Here is an 18,510-nt window from a genome sequence, read left to right on the forward strand (position 1 = left end):
CAGGCTCAAGGCAGGGCTAGCGCTACCCCAGCCGGGTGATAGATACCCAGCGGCATAAAAAAAGGGCGCCACGAGGGCGCCCGGAAGAGCAAAGCGGGAAATGGCTCAGCGATTGACATCGCTTGGCTGAGGCAGGGCGGGCAGCGAGCGGTCGAGTAGCTCGACGCTCTGGCGATAGTAGAGTTGGCTCTTGTTGTGCTCGCCAAGATTGGCAAACAGCCTGGCCAACTCGGCACAGACCACGCCACTGGGGCGCTGACGCTGGCTCGACTCGAAGTATTCCTGGGCCTTGCCCCAATAGGCGTTGCGCAGCGACAGACGCCCCAGGGTCAGCAGCAGGTCCGGGTCGTTGGGACGCTCCTGCAGCCACTTCTCGGCATAGGCCAGCTGGCGCGACGCATCGACGTTGAGAAGCCCGTAGCGAAGCACCAACCGTGCATCCCAGTGATCCTTCAGCGAATGGCGCAGCAGGCGCTCGGCGATGCCTTCCTCGCCGCCGCGCACCAGCGCTTCGGCGTAAAGCCCCACCAGCTCGATATTACTGCGCAGGTGGTCGGGCATGTCGGCCCACAGGTTACGCACTCGCTCGATATCGTCGGGATTGCGCGAGGCCTGCACGATCAGCTCCCGATAGGCACGCTGCTCGAGCTCCTGGCGTTCGTCCTCGGCGATCAGTTGATGTCTCGCGAGGCGCGGCATCAGCCGGCGCAGACCATCCCAGTCGCTGACACTCAGGTACGCCTGCTTGAGCAGCTTGAGGATCTGCGGGTGGTCGGGCAGCTGCTTGTCGAGGCGCGTCAGGGTCGCCAGCGCTTCCTCGTAGTGCTGGCGGTCGAGCATCAACTGGGCCTGCACCATGCCCACTGCCGTGTCGGCGCCCTCGGTAGAGAGATGAGCGCGCTTGAGCAGGGTATCGGCCTGCTCGTAGCGCCCCTGATAGTGGGCCGCCAGCGCCGCGGAAAGATAGTTGACCAGCGGCGTACTGGAATCATCGGCCGCCTTGACCAGCGACTTCTCGGCGCGCTTCCAGCGCCCTTCGGCCAACGCCACCAGGCCACGTACCGTGCGACGCATGGCGTTGCGGTTACGGTTGCGGCTGCTCCACAGCTTGAGGCGGCTGACCGGCCGGCGCATGCGCATCAGCAGGCGCAGCGCGAAATGCAGCACCAGGAAAGCCCCTAGCAGTAGCACCAGGCCGAACCAGAATGAGGTCTGCACTGAGGTATCGCCGACGCGCACCAGCCAGTAGCCGGGTAATGTCTGCATCAGCTGCCCAAACAGGGCGCCAACGGCCAGCCCCAGAACGATCAGCAGGATCAGCTTTCTCATGCATCACCTCCCTGGGCACCGGCATCGAAACGCGTCTGCATGAAGTGCGCCATGGCCTGCTGAGAACCGCTGATGTCCGGAAGCTCGGGGCGAATCGTCTTGTCACGCATCTCGCTGAGACGGGCGATGGAGGTTTTGACGCTATCGCGATCGGTATCGTAGTAGCCCTTGATCAGGGTCACGGCCTTGTCGAGGCTGGCCCGGTACAGCTCTGGCTCTTCTTTAAGCAGCGCCAGCTGGGCCTGCTCGATCACCAGACGCACGTTCTGACGCAGGTAGGATTCCTGCTCGGGGGTGATCAGGGCTTCCAGGGCCTGGTCGTGGCGGCGCACCGTGACCAGATCCTTGAGCTCGCTGCCAAAGCGCTTGAGCTGCTGCTGCCAGTCTCCGCTGGGAGGCGTCTCGATCTTGCCTTCGGCGGCGATCTCGGCCACATCCTGCTTGAGGGGCAGGCTGGCCAGCTGCTCCTGCTGGGCATTCAGCGACAGGTAGAGACCGGTGCGATCGACCTTCGGCACCGCATCCAGCTTGGCGAGTTCATCGGCAACGGCCCGGCGCACCGGCAACAGCGCCGGGTTGTCGGCCTCTTTCAGACGCTTGTCGGCGGTCTCAAGCAGCGCCATGGCGCCGCCCACATCACGCTCGAGCTGCAGCCGCTGGTTGGCCAGGCGCAGCAGGTAAGCGACTTCGGCATGCAGCCACTCGCGCTCATCGGTCTGCTGCTGGCTATTGAGCTCATCGAGCACGCCATCCAGGGTGTCATTGACCTGGCTTTGGTAGTCGGAAAACTCACTTTGGACGCTGGTCACGGCGTCATCCACCGAGGCGCGGGCCTGCTCGGCCTCGCTGAGGCGACTCTCCAGGGTGCTGACGGCCTCGCTGTTGGAATCGACCTGCGCCAGGCGCTGTTGCTGCTGCTCCAGGCGCTGCCAGCCGAACCAGCCAGCGGCCGCCACGCCCACGGCCAACAGGATCACCAGCACCAGCGCAAGGATACCGGCGGTCTGACGCCCGCCGCCGTTCCCGCCTGAGGCCGCCGTGGCGGAACCGCCCTGGCCGGTGCCTCCGGCGCCAGCCGCTGTCGGACCAGTTGAAGAAGCCTTTGACGTTGCAGCCGAGGACTTTGTGGCCTGAGTGCTCGACGCCGATGCGCCGGCCGAGGCCTTGTCACTCGTGCCGCTGGCCGCCTTGCTCTCTGCGCCTTTGCTTTCAGCGCTCTTGTTCTCAGCGCTTTGGCTCTCCGCCCCCTTGCTGCTCGCCTGCGACGAGGCGTCTTCGCTCTGGGCGCCGGCGCTATCGCGGGCATTGGAGGTGCGGCCCTTGCCGCCGCGACGCCCCCTGGGGCGGCCGCGGGAACTGGTCTTGTTCGCCTCGCCCGTGCCAGATGCATCCGCTGAACGGGTATCCGGCGCATCGGCGGTCGACGACTCGGCGCCCGACGATGAGGTGTCATTCTGAGCAGCGGCGGCCGAGGCGGAAGTGCCCGGCGCCTGCTGCGGTTCGTCCTGATCGTGTGATTGCTTGCTCATCTGTCGCTAGCCCTTTTCAAGATCGTCATGATCGACATCGGCACCGTCCAGGTGGCAGGCCCTGGCGACTTCAGCCGCCAGAGCGACTGGCGTGGCGCCTGTGGCTACGCGACAACGCGCGAAACCCAGGCTGCCTGCCAGTGTAGCCAAGCGCTGGCTGGAAACGATTAGCGGTTGGTTCAACGCTACCGGTTGGCACCATCCTGCCAGATGTTCGAGGATTTCGCCGCTACTCACCACGAGTGCGGCGTAGTCGCCAGTCGCCAGCCGCTGCTGCATGCTCGCTTCTGGCGTGAGAAGCACCCGCCGGTAGACCGCTAGCCGGGTCAGGCGAGCGCCACGCGCCGCCAGGGTATCGGCCAGCAAAGGGCGCCCCCCCTCGCCGGCCACCACCAACACTTTCTGCTCATTAAGCACCTGCAGCGAAGGCAGCGCCAGCAACGCCTCGCTGGTATCCCCTTGCGCCTGGCCTGTTTCGCCAGCGCCATGGCCGGCGCCTGGCAGATGGACACGAACGCCGAGCCGTTCATGCAGGATAGCGGCGGTGGCGGCACCTACCGCATAAAAATCCACACCGACCGGCAGCTGCGGCCAATAGCGATCGACTGCTTCGGCCAAACACTCGGCCGCAAAGGGGCTGACCACCACCACTCGCCGGAACTCATCGATGTTCAGCCAGAGGCTGCGCTGCTCCGGAGTTTCCGGCAGCGCTTCCAGGCGCATCACCTCGAGGGGCTCGGGGGTAGCACCGGTCGCCGCGATAGCGGCGGCCAGATGTCGTGCCCGCTCACCGGGCCGGGTGATCAGTACCCGCGGCGGCGCCATGCTCAAACGTCGCCGTAGACTCGGGCAAGAATCTCGCCGGCGCCCTGATCGAGCAGATCCTCGGCGACCCGAATGCCCAGCGCCTCGGGCTCTTCAGCCGAGCCACGCCCCTCGGCGCGCAGCACCTGGGTGCCTTCGGGGTTGCCCACCAGGGCACGCAGCCAGAGGGTGCGACCGCCGTCCTCGAAGACCGCATGGCCGCCGATCGGCACCTGGCAGCCGCCCTCGAGGCGGGTGTTCATGGCCCGCTCGGCGCGCACCCGGGCTGCGGTATCCGGGTCATCGAGGGCCGCTAGAAGACGCACCAGGTCGGCGTCATCGTTGCGGCACTCGATGCCCAGGGCGCCCTGGCCGCAGGCCGGCAGGCTGACCTCGGGGGGCATGTCCTGGGCGATGCGGTCCTCGAGCCCCAGGCGCTTGAGCCCGGACGTAGCAAGGATGATGGCGTCGAATTCGCCGTCATCGAGCTTTCGCAGGCGAGTCTGGACATTGCCACGCAGGCTCAGCACCTCAATGTCCGGGCGCGCCTCGCGCACCTGCAGGCCACGCCGCAGGCTCGAGGTGCCGACTCGGGCGCCTTCGGGGAGTTCATCTAGCGAAGAATACTGGTTGGAGACGAAGGCATCGGTGGGCTCGGCCCCCTCGAGGATCACCGATAGCCCCAGCCCTTCCGGGAAGTGCATCGGCACGTCTTTCATCGAGTGCACGGCGATGTCGGCGCGGCCATCGAGCATGGCGTCCTCGAGCTCCTTGACGAACAATCCCTTGCCGCCGACCTTGGCCAGCGGCGTGTCGAGAATCTTGTCACCGCGAGTGGACATGGCCACCAGTTCGACCTCGAGATCGGGGTACAGGGCCATCAGGCGGTCGCGCACATGCTCGGCTTGCCATAGGGCGAGAAGGCTCTTGCGGGTGGCGATGCGTAAGGTTGGCTTGGCAGGCACAGTGATCTCCAATCGGGGCAAGACGCGTCTCGGGCGGCGCTCGAGACGGTAGCGGGGCGAGATGCCCGCGTCGGTCATGACATCATCATAAAGCACCCGCCAGAGCAGGAAAAATTCTCTCGTCCCGGCTGTTGCGCCCCGGCGGGCAGCGTGGCCAGTCCCGCCGACTCTGGTACACTCCGGAGTCATACTCTCATGCTACTTCACAGCGGGATTGCCAGTCCGATGACGACGTCTACCAATCAGTCCTGGGGCGGTCGCTTCAGCGAGCCCACCGATGCCTTCGTCGAGCGTTTCACTGCCTCGGTGGACTTCGACCAGCGCCTCTATCACCACGATATCCGCGGTTCCATTGCCCACGCCACCATGCTCGAACGGGTCGGCGTGCTGACCACCGACGAGCGCGATGCCATCATCCAGGGCCTCGGTGAAATCGAGCAGGAAATTGCCGAAGGCCGCTTCGCCTGGTCGGTGAAGCTCGAAGACGTGCATATGAATCTCGAGGCGCGGCTGACCGACAAGATCGGCATCACCGGCAAGAAGCTGCACACCGGGCGCTCGCGCAACGACCAGATCGCCACCGACATTCGTCTTTACCTGCGCGACGAGATCGATGCGGTCAGCGCCGAGCTTGGCCGCCTGCGTGGGGGGCTGATCGAACTGGCCGCCGGCGAAGCCGACACCATCATGCCCGGCTTCACGCACCTGCAGACTGCACAGCCGGTGACCTTCGGCCACCATCTGCTGGCCTGGCAGGAAATGCTGACCCGCGACCACGAGCGTCTGCTCGACTGCCGCCGCCGCGTCAACGTGATGCCGCTGGGCGCCGCGGCGCTGGCCGGCACCACCTTCCCCATCGACCGTCACATCACCGCCGAGCTGCTTGGCTTCGAGCGGCCCAGCGAGAACAGCCTGGACTCGGTGAGCGATCGCGACTTCGCCATCGAATTCACGTCCTTTGCCAGCCTGTTGCTGATGCACATGTCGCGCATGAGCGAAGAACTGGTGCTATGGACCAGCGCCCAGTTCGACTTTATCGACCTGCCCGACCGCTTCTGCACCGGCTCCTCGATCATGCCGCAGAAGAAGAACCCGGACGTGCCGGAACTGGTGCGCGGCAAGAGCGGCCGCGTCTTCGGTCACCTGATGAGCCTGCTGACGCTGATGAAGTCGCAGCCCTTGGCCTACAACAAGGACAATCAGGAAGACAAGGAACCGCTGTTCGACACCCTCGATACCGTCAAGGGTTGCCTCAAGGCCTTCGCCGACATGGTGCCGGCCATCGAGGCCAAGGCCGACAGCATGTATGAAGCAGCGCGCAAGGGGTTCTCGACCGCCACCGACCTCGCCGACTACCTGGTGCGCAAGGGCGTGGCCTTCCGCGACGCCCACGAGATCGTCGGCCAATCGGTCGCCTTCGGTTTGAAGGAAGGCAAGGACCTGTCGGAGATGACCCTCGACGAGCTTCAGCAGTTCTCCGACATCATCGGCGAGGATGTCTTCGAAGTGCTGACCCTGGAAGGCTCGGTAGCGGCCCGCGACCACATCGGTGGCACCGCCCCGGATCAGGTCCGTGCCGCCGCCCAGCGCGCCCGCGACGCCCTGGCGGCCCTGCGTAGCGAGGGCTGAGATGAAGACTGAGATGCGCGCCCTGACGATCATCGCCCTGGCGACCGCCCTGCTGCTCGCTGGCTGCGGCCAGAAAGGACCGCTGTATATGCCCGCTGACCGCCAAGGCGACAACGCCGCCATGGTCAGTGAGCAAGCGAGTGAGAAACCGAGCAAGACGGCAAACGGCGATAGCAACGACCAGGCCGGGGACAACATGCCGGCCGATACGGCCCCCGACGCACCCGAAGACGAGAGCTGAGCATGGATCATTTCGACTACCGCAACGGCGTGCTGCATGCAGAAGACGTGCCCTTGGCGTCGGTCGCCGAGCGCTTCGGCACGCCCTGCTACGTCTATTCCCGGGCTACCCTGGAGCGGCATTTCCGCGCCTACGATGAGGCGCTGGGCAGCCACCCGCACCTGATCTGCTACGCGGTCAAGGCCAACTCCAACCTCGCCGTGCTCAACGTGCTGGCCCGCCTCGGCGCCGGCTTCGACATCGTGTCCCGGGGCGAGCTGGAGCGGGTGATGGCCGCCGGCGGCGACCCCGCCAAAGTGGTGTTCTCCGGCGTTGCCAAGCAGGAAGACGAGATGGCCCGCGCCCTGGAGCTTGGCATCAAGTGCTTCAACGTCGAATCGCTGCCCGAACTCGAGCGCCTCAACGCCGTCGCCGAACGGCTCGGCAAGGTGGCGCCGGTGTCGCTGCGGGTCAATCCCGACGTCGACGCCCGCACTCACCCCTATATTTCCACCGGCCTCAAGGACAACAAGTTCGGCATCCCGGTGGACGACGCCCTGGCGGCCTACGAGCGGGCCGCCGCCCTGCCTCATCTCGAGGTGGTCGGCGTCGACTGCCATATCGGCTCGCAGCTCACCGAGCTTGCGCCCTTCCTCGATGCTCTCGACCGCCTGCTGGCGCTGCTCGAGCGCTTAGAGGAACGCGGCATCCAGGTCGAGCATCTGGATCTCGGCGGCGGTCTCGGCGTGCCCTATCAGGGCGAGCGGCCTCCCGAGCCCTTCGCCTATGCCACCGCCCTGCTCGAGCGCCTGGCGAGTCGCGGCGGCCGTTCGCTGACCCTGCTGTTCGAGCCGGGCCGCTCGATCGCCGCCAACGCCGGGGTGATGCTGACCCGGGTCGAGTTCCTGAAGCCCGGCGAGACCAAGAACTTTGCCATCGTCGACGCGGCCATGAACGACCTGATTCGCCCGGCGCTATACCAGGCCTGGCAGGCGATCCTGCCGGTCGACACCCGCGAGCCCCGCGAAAGCGCCACCTTCGATGTGGCCGGCCCGGTCTGCGAGACCGGCGACTTCCTGGGCAAGGACCGGGAACTGGCGATCGCCCCGGGCGATCTGCTGGCGGTCCGCTCGGCCGGCGCCTATGGCTTCGTGATGGCCTCGAATTACAACAGCCGCCCGCGGCCTGCCGAGGTGATGGTCGATGGCGAGACGCTGCACCTGGTGCGTCGCCGCGAGCGGGTCGAGGAGCTGTGGAACGGCGAGGCGCTGCTCCCCGATGGTCCGGAGGCGAGCTGATGCTTTTGCATTTCACCAAGATGCACGGGCTCGGCAACGACTTCATGGTCGTCGACCTGATCACCCAGCGGGCCAGGCTGCTCGACGAGCAGGTGCGCGAACTGGCCGACCGGCACTTCGGCATCGGCTTCGATCAGCTGCTAATCGTCGAACCGCCGCTGGACCCGGACATGGACTTTCGCTACCGGATCTTCAACGCCGACGGCAGCGAAGTGGAGAACTGCGGCAACGGCGCGCGCTGCTTCGCCCGCTTCGTGCGCGACCAGCGGCTGACCCACAAGCATGAGATCCACGTCGAGACCCGCGGCGGCCCGCTGACCCTCAAGGTCGAGAACGACGGCCGGGTCAGCGTCGACATGGGCGTGCCCCGCTTTGCCCCCCAAAGCCTGCCCTTCGAGGCCGATGAGGATCGCCTGCGCCACCGCCTGGAAGTGGACGGCGAAACGCACGAGATCGGCGTGGCGTCCATGGGCAACCCTCATGCGGTGCTCAGGGTCGAGGACATCGACACCGCCCCAGTGGCTCGCTTGGGACCCGCAATCGAAGCGCACCCGCGCTTCCCGCGCCGCGTCAACGTCGGCTTCATGCAGGTGGTGTCGCCCCACGAGATTCGCCTGCGGGTCTTCGAGCGCGGCAGCGGAGAGACCATGGCCTGCGGCACCGGCGCCTGCGCGGCAGTCGCCTGCGGCATCCGTCAGGGCCTGCTCGAAAGCCCGGTCACCGTGCACCTGCGCGGCGGCGATCTGACCATCGCCTGGCCGGACCAGGATGCCCCTTTGGTAATGACCGGACCGGTTGTGCGTGTCTTCGACGGGCGGGTCGCGCTAAGCTGACCCCGCGCCGCTATTCCGATGGCATGGCGAAACGAGACGACAGAAGGAGTGCCCCATGGCCGGTGCCAAGATCCCCGAGCCGCGCCAGACCCTGGACCCGGAGATGGTCGCTCACTGGCTGGCGCGCCACCCTGACTTCTTCGAAGGGCGAGAGGGCCTGTTACAGCAGCTAAAGGTCCCGCATCCCGAGGGCCGCGGCGCCACCTCGCTGCTCGAGCGTCTGGTCCATGACCTGCGCGGCCGCGCCGAGACCGCCGAATGGCGTCTCGAGACACTGCTGGAGTCGGCACGCCACAACGAGGCGCAGTACCGCCGCATCCGGGAGCTGGTACTGGCCCTGCTCGAGACCGAGAGCAACGACGACCTGGGCCAGGCCCTGGCGCGGGAACTCAGCGAGCGCTTTCAGACTCCCCAGGTGGCGCTCTGGTGCCCGTCCAGCCTCAGCGATGGCGAGGCCACTCCGCCCCAGGCGCCGCGACAGGTCCTCGACTCGGCCGCCGAGACGCGCTTATCGGCGCTGCTCGATGGCCGTGCCAGCCGCTGCGCGCGACTCTCGGTCACCGACTGGAAGCGCCTGCTGCCCCACGCCAAGGTGCCCGACAAGCCAGGCTCCTGCGCCTTGACCCGCCTGGCGCTAGGCGAGCCGCTGGGCTACCTGGTACTGGCGAGCCCCGACCCAGACCACTTCCGGGCGAGCCTCGACACTCTATTCACCGAATACGTGGGCGAGGTGGTGGCACGGCTGCTGACCCGCCATGCCCCGCCGCCCCATGACACCCCACGGCATGCCTGAGCCGAGCCTCGAGGCGCCGCTGACGGCCTTCCTCGAAGCCTTGGCACGCCACGCAAGCCCGGCTACCGTCGATGCCTATCGGCGCGATTTGGCCCGCTTCCGCGCCTTCGCCGAGGAGGCCTCGCTTGAGTCCTGGTCGCAGCTGGACGCCGCCCTGGTGCGGCGCTTCCTGGGCCAGGAGCGCAGCCGCGGGCTGGCACCGCGAAGCCTGGCCCGGCGCCGCGCGGCCCTGTCACGCTTCGCCGACGCCCTGGTGCACGATGGCGTCCTCACCCATAACCCGGTGGCACTAACGCCCTCACCGCGCCAGCCACAGCACTTGCCGCGCCCCGTGGACGTCGACCAACTGGCGCACTTCCTGAACACCCCGCATGACGACAGCCCGTTGGCGCGCCGCGACCAGGCCATGCTGGAGCTCTTCTATTCCAGCGGCCTGCGCCTGGCCGAACTGGCGGCGCTCGACCTGGTCGATCTCGAATCGATGCGAGTGCGCGTGATCGGCAAGGGTGGCAAGCCTCGCCAGGTACCGGTCGGGCGCCGCGCCACTGCGGCGCTGGAGGCCTGGATCAAGGCCCGCGGCCAGTGGGCAGCGGCCGACGAGCCGGCGCTGTTCGTCGGCAAGCGCGGCACCCGACTCGGCCATCGCGCCATTCAGCTTCGCCTGGCGTCCCTTGCCCGGGAGCGCGGCCTTGCCGAGCACCTGCACCCGCACCGGCTGCGCCACTCCTTCGCCAGCCATCTGCTGGAATCGAGCCAGGACCTGCGCGCTGTCCAGGAGCTGCTTGGCCATGCCCATCTTTCGACCACCCAGGTATACACCCGGCTCGACTGGCAGCACCTGGCCGCCAGCTACGATGCCGCCCATCCAAGGGCGCGACGCCGCCCGACGTCCGACGAGGGAACATCATGACACCGGCCCGCCCCCTGACGGCCCTGACCTTCGACCTCGACGACACCCTCTGGGATAACGGCCAGGTCATGGTCCATACGGAAAACGGCCACTACGCCTGGCTCGACGAGGCCCTGACCACCTGGCACGCCCCGCGCCTCGACACCCTGGGCCGCTTCAGCGAGCGTTTCCCGATCACCGCCTACCAGCAGCGCCGCGGCGAACTGGCCGCGCGCCACCCGCTGCGTCGTGGCGACTTCACCTGGATTCGTGAGCAGAGCCTCTATGAGCTGCTGACCGAGTATGGACTGTCTAACGAGGAGTCTCGGCGCTGGGCCACCGCCGCCATGGACGAGTTCATGACCCTGCGCCATCGCCTCACGCCCTATCCCGAGGTCGAGTCGCTGCTCGAAAGCCTCGGCGCGGACTTCCGTCTGGCCGCCGTCACCAACGGTAACGTCGATCTGACGAGATTGCCGCTGGCGCGTCATTTCCCGGTGCGCATTGCCGCCGGCGAGATGCACGCGCCCAAACCCGACGCGCGCCCTTTCCTGGCGGCTCTGTCACGTCTGATGGCGACGCCCTCACAGGCCATGCATGTGGGAGACTCCTGGGCCGAAGACGTGCTGCCGGCCCAGCGCCTGGGAATGCGCGTAGCGTGGATCGACAAGCGTGACGAGGGGCTACCCTCGCCGTTGCCGGGCGTACATCGGTTGGGCCACGTGCGGGAGCTGCCCGCGCTGCTGGCGAGCCTAGAGGAAGACGGCCGCTGATATTGGCGTCGCCCACCGACCTCTCTGCGGGGCCGAGTGATAGAGCCCCAAGCGCATTGCTGAAAGCTGATTGACGGGGACGGGGCAAGCGAGGCTGGAAAAAGCAAGGCGGGAAAGAAGCATGGCCAGAGCCCGCTGGTGAGCAAAGGTCGTGCTTGAGCCGCGACGAGCCCACGGAAACTCTTGTACAAATAGCGGCGCAGAACCATACTCTTGTACAGGATATGTATAGGAGGCACCGCCCATGCACCCTCTCGACTGCACCGCCTCGGCCAAGGCAGGCTTTTTCCCCAGCCCCAGAGGCTTACAAAGCCCATCCCCTCTCCTGGCACTGGTGTTGGCCATATTGCTTGGCTGGGGGCTCAGCGCCGCATCCCTCAACCCGATGCTCAATCACAGCCAGGCTTCGCTGCCGACACAAGCCATTCAAGAGACAATAGCCAAGCCCGCTGTCGCCGCTGTCACAGTGAGCGGCACGGCCAACACCGCGCCGTCGATAAAGGCCTGGGCGGGGCTAGGTGAAGCGCCCCGGCGCACCTGGCCACCGCGCTCGGAGCGCGATGTGGCCGACCTGGAAGGTGCCGGCTGCACGGCGGAGTGTCTAAAGACTCTGCGCCAGCGACTCCTCGATCATCACCGTCAGGCGGCGCCGGTCTGGGTGTTCTAACCGTCTGACCTGCTCGATCACGGCCTTAGAAAGACCGAGCTCCGCTTGCTTTATCAGCTTGAGCTTGTCTCGTCGCCCAGCAGCCAATCATCGAGCTGGCGATGCACTTCATCGACCCCCTGGCGCTTGAGCGCTGAAAACAGCTGCACCGATACCAGGTCTTCCCACTCCCGCAGCCGCCCGCGCACATTGTGCAACGCGTTCTTGGCCGCCCCAGGCTTCAGCTTGTCGGCCTTGGTCAGCAGGATGCGAACCGGCATGTCCTTGTCGTCGGCCCAGCCAAGCATCATCTCGTCGAACTCGGTCAGCGGATGGCGCACGTCCATCAGCAATACCAGGCCCCGCAGCGAATCACGCTCCTGCAGATATTCCGCCAGGTGACGCTGCCACTCGAGCTTGACCTGCTCCGGCACTTTGGCGTAGCCATAGCCCGGCAGGTCCACCAGGCGACACTCTTCGCCATTGGCGAGGCCGAAGAAGTTGATCAGTTGGGTGCGGCCGGGCGTCTTGGAGGTCCGCGCTAACGCTTTCTGCTGCGTCAGGGCATTGATGGCGCTGGATTTTCCTGCATTCGAGCGGCCGGCAAAGGCCACTTCGACGCCCAGGTCGGGCGGGCACTTGGCCAGCGTCGGCGCACTGGTGAGGAAACGGGCAGTCTGATAATTGAGACGCGGCATGATCGGTGGGAATCCTGAGGCTTGACGGCGACGAACGGGCAATTCAAGTTGCTAGATGTACTGGCTATACTGAAGTTTCTAATATCTGCGCCATAGAGTTCGCTAGTGTACCACCGCGCTCTCACCGACCGCGAACAGCGCTCTGACGGTTAGGCCGCACTCACGGCGAGGCGCTTCCGCCAGGGCATACCGGTCAATCACGGCCAGGCATCACGTTTAGGCAGAGTGGACTTGCGATGAGAAAGTTACTGGCACTGGCAGGCTTGGCCATCACCCTGAGCGCCAGCGGCGTGACCCAGGCCGAACTCAAGGGCGACCCGGCCGCGGGTCGCGAAATGGCGCAGACCTGCGCTGCCTGTCACGGCGCCGAAGGGATCAGTGCCGTGGGCATCTTCCCCAATCTCGCAGGGCAGCAGGCGTCTTACCTGACCAAGCAGATCCTGGACATCCGCGACGGCAAGCGGGTAGTGCCCCAGATGGCCGGGCAGGTCGATAACTTCTCCGACCAAGATGCCGCCGACGTGGCCGCCTACTTTGCCAGCAAGGCGCCGAACCTGGGCCAGGTCGATGCAGCGGCGGAAGTCATCGCCCGCGGTCAGGAACTCTATCGTGCTGGCGATATGGCCAAGGGCATCCCGGCCTGCAGCGCCTGCCATAGCCCAACGGGGCAAGGCATCGGCACCGCGGCCTACCCGGCGCTGTCCGGCCAGAAAACCGACTATATCGTGTCCACGCTCCAAGCCTTCGCCGCCGGCGAACGAGACAACGACCCTAATGCCATCATGCGCACCATTGCCGGCAAGATGAGCGATGACGACATGCAGGCGGTCTCCCAATACGTCTTGGGCCTTTATTGAGTCCCGCATAAGAAAGGCGCCTAGCAGCCCACCGGTGCCCGAGCGTTGCATGAACGGGGCTGCCTAAGGCGGCAGGTTGAGGGCTAGAGCGCAGATCCGATGAGGGCGGCCAGGGGCCGCTCTTTGCGTTGATGGCCACCGCGCCGAGATATGCTGTCAGCGTGCACGGCTAATGGAACCCTATCGCCCGGCTGGGCTCAAAGCCGGTGGCTGGGGCTCACCCCGCCGGCATTTCCTGTTACCTTTGTGGATATCTTCACGGTTCCGCGATCCGTACAAGCCCTTTCAAGGAGAGTCTGTCGCATGCTCAAGACACTAAGCGTTGCCCTCATCGGCCTCGGCATGTCCACCCTGGCCATGGCGGCCCCAACGGTTGCCGGCGAGCACTACCGAGTGCTGGACGAGCCGGTGCCGACCCGCGTTGAGGACGGCCAGATCGCGGTCACAGAAGCATTCTGGTACGGCTGCCCGCACTGCTACAAGCTCGAGAAACCGCTTAACGCCTGGGTGTCGGAATTACCCGATGACGTGACCTTCCAGCGCATGCCGGCCACCATGGGCGGTGCCTGGAATCGCCACGCCATGGCGTTCTATGCCGCCAAGCAGTTGGGCATCCAGGAAGAGATTCACGAGGATTTCTTCGACGCGATCCACCAGCAAGGCGAGCAGTTGACCGACCCCGAAGACATCGCCACCTTCTTCAGCGACTACGGTGTCAGCAGGCAAGACGCACTCGACGCGCTGAACTCCTTCGGCGTCAAGAGCGAGGTCAACCAGGCCCATGCCCGCATGCGCGCCATGCAGCTAATGGGCGTGCCGGCCCTGATCGTCGACGGCCGCTATGTGATCACTCCCTCGAGCGCCGGCAGCCTCGAGAACATGCCTCAGATCGCCGGCGAGCTCATCGACCAGGTCCGCGAGGAACGCGACGACGCCTCATGAGCGAGACACACGCTTCCAGATACGGGGCAGGTGTGTCATGAGTCACGCCATGCCCCGCGCCGAAGGCCATTGGCTGCCTCACGACAGCCACCTCCTGCGTTTGCTGACCTTCAACCTGCAGGTCGGCATTCAGACCTCGGCGTACCATCATTATCTGACCCGCAGCTGGCAGCACCTGCTGCCGCACCCTCGTCGCCTCGACCGTCTCGCGATGATGAGCGACGTGCTTAAGGACTTTGACCTCGTCGGCCTGCAGGAGGTCGACGGGGGCAGCTTTCGGTCCAACCACGTCAACCAGGTCGAGTACCTGGCCAGCAAGGCCAAATTTCCTCATCACTATCAGCAGCTTAATCGCAACCTGGGGCGGGTCGCCCAGCACAGCAATGGTCTACTGTCGCGGCTCAAGCCCACGCAGCTCATGGAGCATCGCCTCCCCGGCACCCTACCCGGACGCGGCGCCATCCATGCCCAATTCGGCACCGGCCCAGACGCCCTGCACCTCTTCGTCGCCCATCTGGCGCTGGGCTATCGCACCCGCTCCCGGCAGCTGGATTACCTGAGCGAGATCATCAGCCCTCTTCACCACGTGGTGGTGATGGGCGATCTGAACTGCACCCCTGAACAACTGCACTCCCACGACCGGTTCTGCGCCGCCTTGCCGCTAGACCCGGTGCTTCCCCCCTTGAGCTACCCATCCTGGCAGCCGCGTCGGGCGCTGGATCACATTTTGCTCTCCAGGTCCCTCGCCGCCACCGAAGTGCGCGTGCTCGACCAGCTGTTCTCCGACCATTTGCCGATCGCCGTCGATATCACCCTGCCAGCGGCATGCATTGCCGCCCTGGGCAATAGGTAAGACCAATTAATTCGACCAATGGATAAGTGCTTGCCGTAACAGCGCTTAGGCAAATAACGTACACTCATCGACCATGGTGGTAGTTACCGCCCGCTCGGCTTGCCATGGCTGGCGAGCCTGCAGCGTCGACCTACGTTGGATACCCAAAGCGAGACTCTCATGCCCCCTTCTTCCACTCTGCCGGGCATCTTTGCCAGGCTTGACCAGACCTCCGAATGGCTGGGCAAAAGCCTGGCCTGGTTGATCCTGATCATGATGCTGATCCAGTTCCTGATCGTGGTGCTGCGCTACGCCTTCAACTTCAACAGCATCCCGATGCAGGAGTCGGTGATGTATATGCACGCCAGCGTCTTCATGCTGGCTGCCGGCTACACCCTCAAGCACGATGGCCATGTGCGGGTCGATATCTTCTATCGCGCCATGACGGCGCGCAAGAAGGCGCTGGTCGACCTGCTCGGCACCCTCTTCCTGCTGATGCCGGTGATGATCTTCGTGATCCTGTCGAGTCTTGGCTATGTGGAAAAATCCTGGGCGATACATGAAGGCTCGCCGGAGTCCGGCGGTATCCCCGGCGTCTTTCTGCTCAAGACACTGATCCCTGCATTCGCGGGCCTGATGATGCTGCAGGGAATCGTCGAGATCGCACGTAACGCCATGATCCTGACCGGGCGCCTGTCGCCGACCCACGATGACGACGCTGAGGAACTGCTGTAATGCTGGAATTCATGCCCCTGATCCTGTTCGCCGTCATCTGCGTGGTGCTGATGTTCGGTTTCCCGGTCGCCCTGTCGCTGGCCGGCACCGCGCTTGCCTTTGCCGGCCTCGGCATGGGCCTCGAAGCGCTCGGCATCAATGCCCACTTCGACCCCAGCTTCCTGTCGGCCTTCCCGAATCGCCTCTACGGCATCATGACCAACCAGACTCTGCTGGCGGTGCCACTGTTCGTGCTGATGGGCGTATTGCTCGAGAAGTCTAAGGTCGCCGAGACACTGCTCGATGCCATGGCGCTGCTGTTTGGCTCGCTGCGCGGCGGCCTGGGCATCTCGGTGACCCTGGTGGGCATGATGCTGGCGGCCTCTACCGGCATCGTCGGCGCCACCGTGGTGACCATGGGCCTGCTGTCGCTGCCGACCATGCTCAAGCGCGGCTACAGCATGCCGCTGGCCACCGGCACCATCTGTGCCACCGGCACCCTGGGTCAGATCATTCCGCCGTCTATCGCCCTGGTACTGCTGGGTGACGTTCTGTCATCCGCCTATCAGCAGGCCCAGCTGTCGATGGGCATCTTCAGTCCCAAGACCGTCTCGGTCGGTGACTTGTTCATGGGCGCGCTGGTGCCTGGCCTGATCCTGGTGGCGCTCTACATCGCCTATGTCGCCTTCATTGCCTGGCTCAAGCCCGAGGCGGCGCCGCCTGCCGACCGTGAAGAGCTGATGGAGGAGCTGGGTCATCAGGGCAGTCTGTTCACCCTGCTGCTCAAGGGCCTGGTGCCGCCGATCGTGCTGATCATTGCGGTGCTGGGCTCGATCCTCGGCGGCTTCGCCACGCCCACCGAGGCGTCGGCGGTGGGTGCCTTCGGCGCCCTGGTGCTGGCCCTGGCCTACCGCCAGCTGGACTTCAACACCCTCAAGGAAGCGCTGCGCTCTACCGCTCACGTCACCACCATGGTGTTCCTGATCCTGATCGGCGCGGCGCTGTTCTCACTGGTGTTCCGCGCCTTCGGCGGCGAAGAGCTGATCCACGAGGTCTTCAACAACATGCCGGGCGGCGTGGTGGGGGCAACCCTGGTGGTGATGGTGGTGATCTTCCTGCTCGGCTTCATCCTCGACTTCATCGAGATCACCTTCGTGGTGGTGCCGATCGTCGGGCCGATTCTGCTGGCTATGGGGCTCGATCCGGTCTGGCTGGGCATCATGATCGCCATCAACCTGCAGACCTCGTTCCTGACGCCGCCCTTTGGCTTCGCGCTGTTCTACCTGCGTGGCGTGGCGCCAGAGTCGGTGCCGACTTCGGCCATCTACCGGGGGGTCATCCCGTTCATCGGCCTGCAGATCGCCATGCTGATCGCCCTGGCCTTCTTCCCCGAACTCGCCACCTGGCTACCAGCGCAATTCTGACCGATGCTGTCTACATAAGAAGAACATGAAGTTTCCCGGCACCCTCGCGGTGCCGCCCCTGGGCCACTGGCCCACATTGCATGCCGGCCCGCTCAGGCGGGCCTCTCGCACCACAACCCGCACAACAATCTCCACAACAATGCGCAAAATAACGAGAGGGTATCGCATGAAACTCAAATCACTCGTCGCTGCCGTTGCTATCAGCACCGCCGCCTCCGGCCTGTTCCTGGTGTCCGGTGTGGATAACACCGCCCAGGCTCAGGAAACCTTCGAATGGAAGATGGTCACCTCCTGGCCGAAAAACTTCCCCGGCGTCGGCCAAGGACCGGAGCGCCTGGCCAAGCTGGTCGATGAAATGTCCAACGGCCGCCTGACCATCGACGTTTACGGCGCCGGTCAGCTGGTCCCCGGCTTCGAAGTCTTCGACGCCGTTGCCGAAGGCACCGCCGAGCTCGGCCACTCCGCCTCCTACTACTGGAAGGGCAAGGCCCCGGCGGCCCAGTTCTTCGCCGCCGTGCCCTTCGGCATGAACGCCCAGGAAATGAACGCCTGGCTGCACTACGGCGGTGGCATGGAGCTGTGGAACGAGCTCTACGAGCCGTTCGGGGTCGACGTCATGGTCGCCGGCGCGTCCGGCGTGCAGATGGGGGGGTGGTTCAACAAGGAGATCAACTCTACCGCCGACCTGGACGGCCTCAAGATGCGCATGCCGGGCCTCGGCGGCGAGGTCATGAGCCGCATGGGCGTGGCCATCGTCAACATGCCGGGCGGCGAGATCTTCACCTCGCTGCAGTCAGGCGCCATCGATGCCACCGAGTGGATCGGTCCGTATAACGACCTGGCCTTTGGCCTCTATCAGGCGGCCGACTATTACTACTATCCGGGCTGGCACGAGCCGACCGTGATGTTCGAGGCAATCGTCAACGACGAGGCCATGTCCACCCTGCCGCCGGATCTTCAGGCGATCCTCAGGACCGCGGTCCGCGACGTCAACGCCGACATGCTCGACGAGTACACCGCACGCAACAACGATGCACTCGAAACGCTGATCAACGAGCATGACGTCGAGCTGCGTCGCCTGCCGGACGACGTGCTGGCCCGCGCCAAGGAGCTGTCCGCCGATGTCGTCGCCGAGCTGGGGGAATCCAGCGAGATGGCCAAGAAGATCTATGACTCCTACACCAGCTTCCAGGAGAAGGTCGAGAACTATCACGCCATCTCCGAGCAGGCCTACTACAACGCCCGTAACCCCGAGGGCGACACCACCGAGTAAGGCGCACGCCACTCAGACAAGGGCCACCTTCGGGTGGCCCTTTTTTGTCCTCTGCTTATGAG

At 65.3% G+C, this 18,510-nt stretch carries 18 protein-coding genes and 1 pseudogene; 14 read left to right on the plus strand and 5 right to left on the minus strand.

Going from position 1 to position 18,510, the window contains the following annotated elements:
* Nucleotides 1-105: 105 nt before the first annotated feature.
* The 4 genes from BLR71_RS11830 to hemC are packed head-to-tail and all read right to left on the minus strand — an operon-like array spanning nucleotide 106 to nucleotide 4,705.
* Nucleotides 106-1,329, minus strand: coding sequence for a heme biosynthesis HemY N-terminal domain-containing protein (locus tag BLR71_RS11830; RefSeq protein WP_092526488.1), 1,224 nt, complete (start codon nucleotides 1,327-1,329; stop codon nucleotides 106-108).
* A complete protein-coding gene (locus tag BLR71_RS11835; RefSeq protein ID WP_092526491.1) occupies nucleotides 1,326-2,858 on the minus strand; it encodes a uroporphyrinogen-III C-methyltransferase in 1,533 nt (510 codons plus the stop codon). Before BLR71_RS11835 ends, BLR71_RS11830 begins: the two co-directional genes overlap by 4 nt.
* Before the next feature lie 6 nt (nucleotides 2,859-2,864).
* Nucleotides 2,865-3,683, minus strand: coding sequence for a uroporphyrinogen-III synthase (locus tag BLR71_RS11840; RefSeq protein ID WP_092526494.1), 819 nt, complete (start codon nucleotides 3,681-3,683; stop codon nucleotides 2,865-2,867).
* Nucleotides 3,684-3,685: 2 nt separating this feature from the next.
* Nucleotides 3,686-4,705, minus strand: a complete 1,020-nt coding sequence (gene hemC, locus BLR71_RS11845; protein ID WP_092526496.1) for a hydroxymethylbilane synthase — start codon at nucleotides 4,703-4,705, stop codon at nucleotides 3,686-3,688.
* 147 nt (nucleotides 4,706-4,852) lie between these two features.
* On the opposite strand from hemC, the gene argH reads away from it, so the two are divergent.
* From argH to BLR71_RS11885, 8 genes and pseudogenes are all read left to right on the plus strand, one after another.
* The gene (gene argH, locus BLR71_RS11850) at nucleotides 4,853-6,256 is read left to right on the plus strand and encodes an argininosuccinate lyase (RefSeq protein ID WP_092526655.1); all 1,404 of its coding nucleotides are present in this window, start codon (nucleotides 4,853-4,855) and stop codon (nucleotides 6,254-6,256) included.
* Between the two features lie 13 nt (nucleotides 6,257-6,269).
* Nucleotides 6,270-6,377 (plus strand): annotated as a pseudogene (gene lptM, locus BLR71_RS18080) (LPS translocon maturation chaperone LptM); the annotation flags it as partial.
* A 122-nt stretch (nucleotides 6,378-6,499) separates the two neighbouring features.
* Nucleotides 6,500-7,774: a diaminopimelate decarboxylase gene (gene lysA, locus BLR71_RS11860; protein WP_092526502.1), complete on the plus strand. Its 1,275-nt coding sequence runs from the start codon at nucleotides 6,500-6,502 to the stop codon at nucleotides 7,772-7,774.
* Nucleotides 7,774-8,607 (plus strand): diaminopimelate epimerase, encoded by an 834-nt coding sequence (gene dapF, locus BLR71_RS11865; RefSeq protein ID WP_092526505.1) that lies wholly within the window; start codon nucleotides 7,774-7,776, stop codon nucleotides 8,605-8,607. The genes lysA and dapF overlap by 1 nt, the downstream gene beginning before the upstream one ends.
* A 55-nt stretch (nucleotides 8,608-8,662) precedes the next feature.
* A complete protein-coding gene (locus BLR71_RS11870; protein WP_092526508.1) occupies nucleotides 8,663-9,400 on the plus strand; it encodes a DUF484 family protein in 738 nt (245 codons plus the stop codon).
* Nucleotides 9,393-10,310: a tyrosine recombinase XerC gene (locus tag BLR71_RS11875; RefSeq protein ID WP_092526511.1), complete on the plus strand. Its 918-nt coding sequence runs from the start codon at nucleotides 9,393-9,395 to the stop codon at nucleotides 10,308-10,310. Before BLR71_RS11870 ends, BLR71_RS11875 begins: the two co-directional genes overlap by 8 nt.
* Nucleotides 10,307-11,062, plus strand: a complete 756-nt coding sequence (locus tag BLR71_RS11880; protein ID WP_092526514.1) for an HAD family hydrolase — start codon at nucleotides 10,307-10,309, stop codon at nucleotides 11,060-11,062. The genes BLR71_RS11875 and BLR71_RS11880 overlap by 4 nt, the downstream gene beginning before the upstream one ends.
* A 244-nt stretch (nucleotides 11,063-11,306) precedes the next feature.
* The gene (locus tag BLR71_RS11885) at nucleotides 11,307-11,729 is read left to right on the plus strand and encodes a hypothetical protein (RefSeq protein WP_092526517.1); all 423 of its coding nucleotides are present in this window, start codon (nucleotides 11,307-11,309) and stop codon (nucleotides 11,727-11,729) included.
* 53 nt (nucleotides 11,730-11,782) lie between these two features.
* Here BLR71_RS11885 and yihA read toward each other — a convergent pair whose 3' ends face one another.
* Nucleotides 11,783-12,406 carry a ribosome biogenesis GTP-binding protein YihA/YsxC gene (gene yihA, locus BLR71_RS11890; RefSeq protein WP_092526520.1) on the minus strand — a complete coding sequence of 208 codons (624 nt, stop codon included), beginning with the start codon at nucleotides 12,404-12,406 and terminating at the stop codon, nucleotides 11,783-11,785.
* 236 nt (nucleotides 12,407-12,642) lie between these two features.
* Between yihA and BLR71_RS11895 the strand changes: the two genes are divergently transcribed.
* From BLR71_RS11895 to BLR71_RS11920, 6 genes are all read left to right on the plus strand, one after another.
* Nucleotides 12,643-13,263 carry a c-type cytochrome gene (locus BLR71_RS11895; RefSeq protein WP_092526523.1) on the plus strand — a complete coding sequence of 207 codons (621 nt, stop codon included), beginning with the start codon at nucleotides 12,643-12,645 and terminating at the stop codon, nucleotides 13,261-13,263.
* Between the two features lie 303 nt (nucleotides 13,264-13,566).
* Nucleotides 13,567-14,205, plus strand: a complete 639-nt coding sequence (locus BLR71_RS11900) for a thiol:disulfide interchange protein DsbA/DsbL (RefSeq protein WP_092526526.1) — start codon at nucleotides 13,567-13,569, stop codon at nucleotides 14,203-14,205.
* Between the two features lie 37 nt (nucleotides 14,206-14,242).
* Nucleotides 14,243-15,058: an endonuclease/exonuclease/phosphatase family protein gene (locus BLR71_RS11905; RefSeq protein ID WP_092526529.1), complete on the plus strand. Its 816-nt coding sequence runs from the start codon at nucleotides 14,243-14,245 to the stop codon at nucleotides 15,056-15,058.
* Between the two features lie 159 nt (nucleotides 15,059-15,217).
* Nucleotides 15,218-15,772: a TRAP transporter small permease subunit gene (locus BLR71_RS11910; RefSeq protein WP_092526531.1), complete on the plus strand. Its 555-nt coding sequence runs from the start codon at nucleotides 15,218-15,220 to the stop codon at nucleotides 15,770-15,772.
* The gene (locus BLR71_RS11915; protein WP_092526534.1) at nucleotides 15,772-17,175 is read left to right on the plus strand and encodes a TRAP transporter large permease; all 1,404 of its coding nucleotides are present in this window, start codon (nucleotides 15,772-15,774) and stop codon (nucleotides 17,173-17,175) included. Before BLR71_RS11910 ends, BLR71_RS11915 begins: the two co-directional genes overlap by 1 nt.
* 166 nt (nucleotides 17,176-17,341) lie before the next feature.
* Nucleotides 17,342-18,448, plus strand: coding sequence for a TRAP transporter substrate-binding protein (locus BLR71_RS11920; protein ID WP_092526537.1), 1,107 nt, complete (start codon nucleotides 17,342-17,344; stop codon nucleotides 18,446-18,448).
* The last annotated feature ends 62 nt before the right edge of the window (nucleotides 18,449-18,510 follow it).

Source organism: Onishia taeanensis, assembly GCF_900100755.1.
Taxonomy (GTDB): domain Bacteria; phylum Pseudomonadota; class Gammaproteobacteria; order Pseudomonadales; family Halomonadaceae; genus Onishia; species Onishia taeanensis.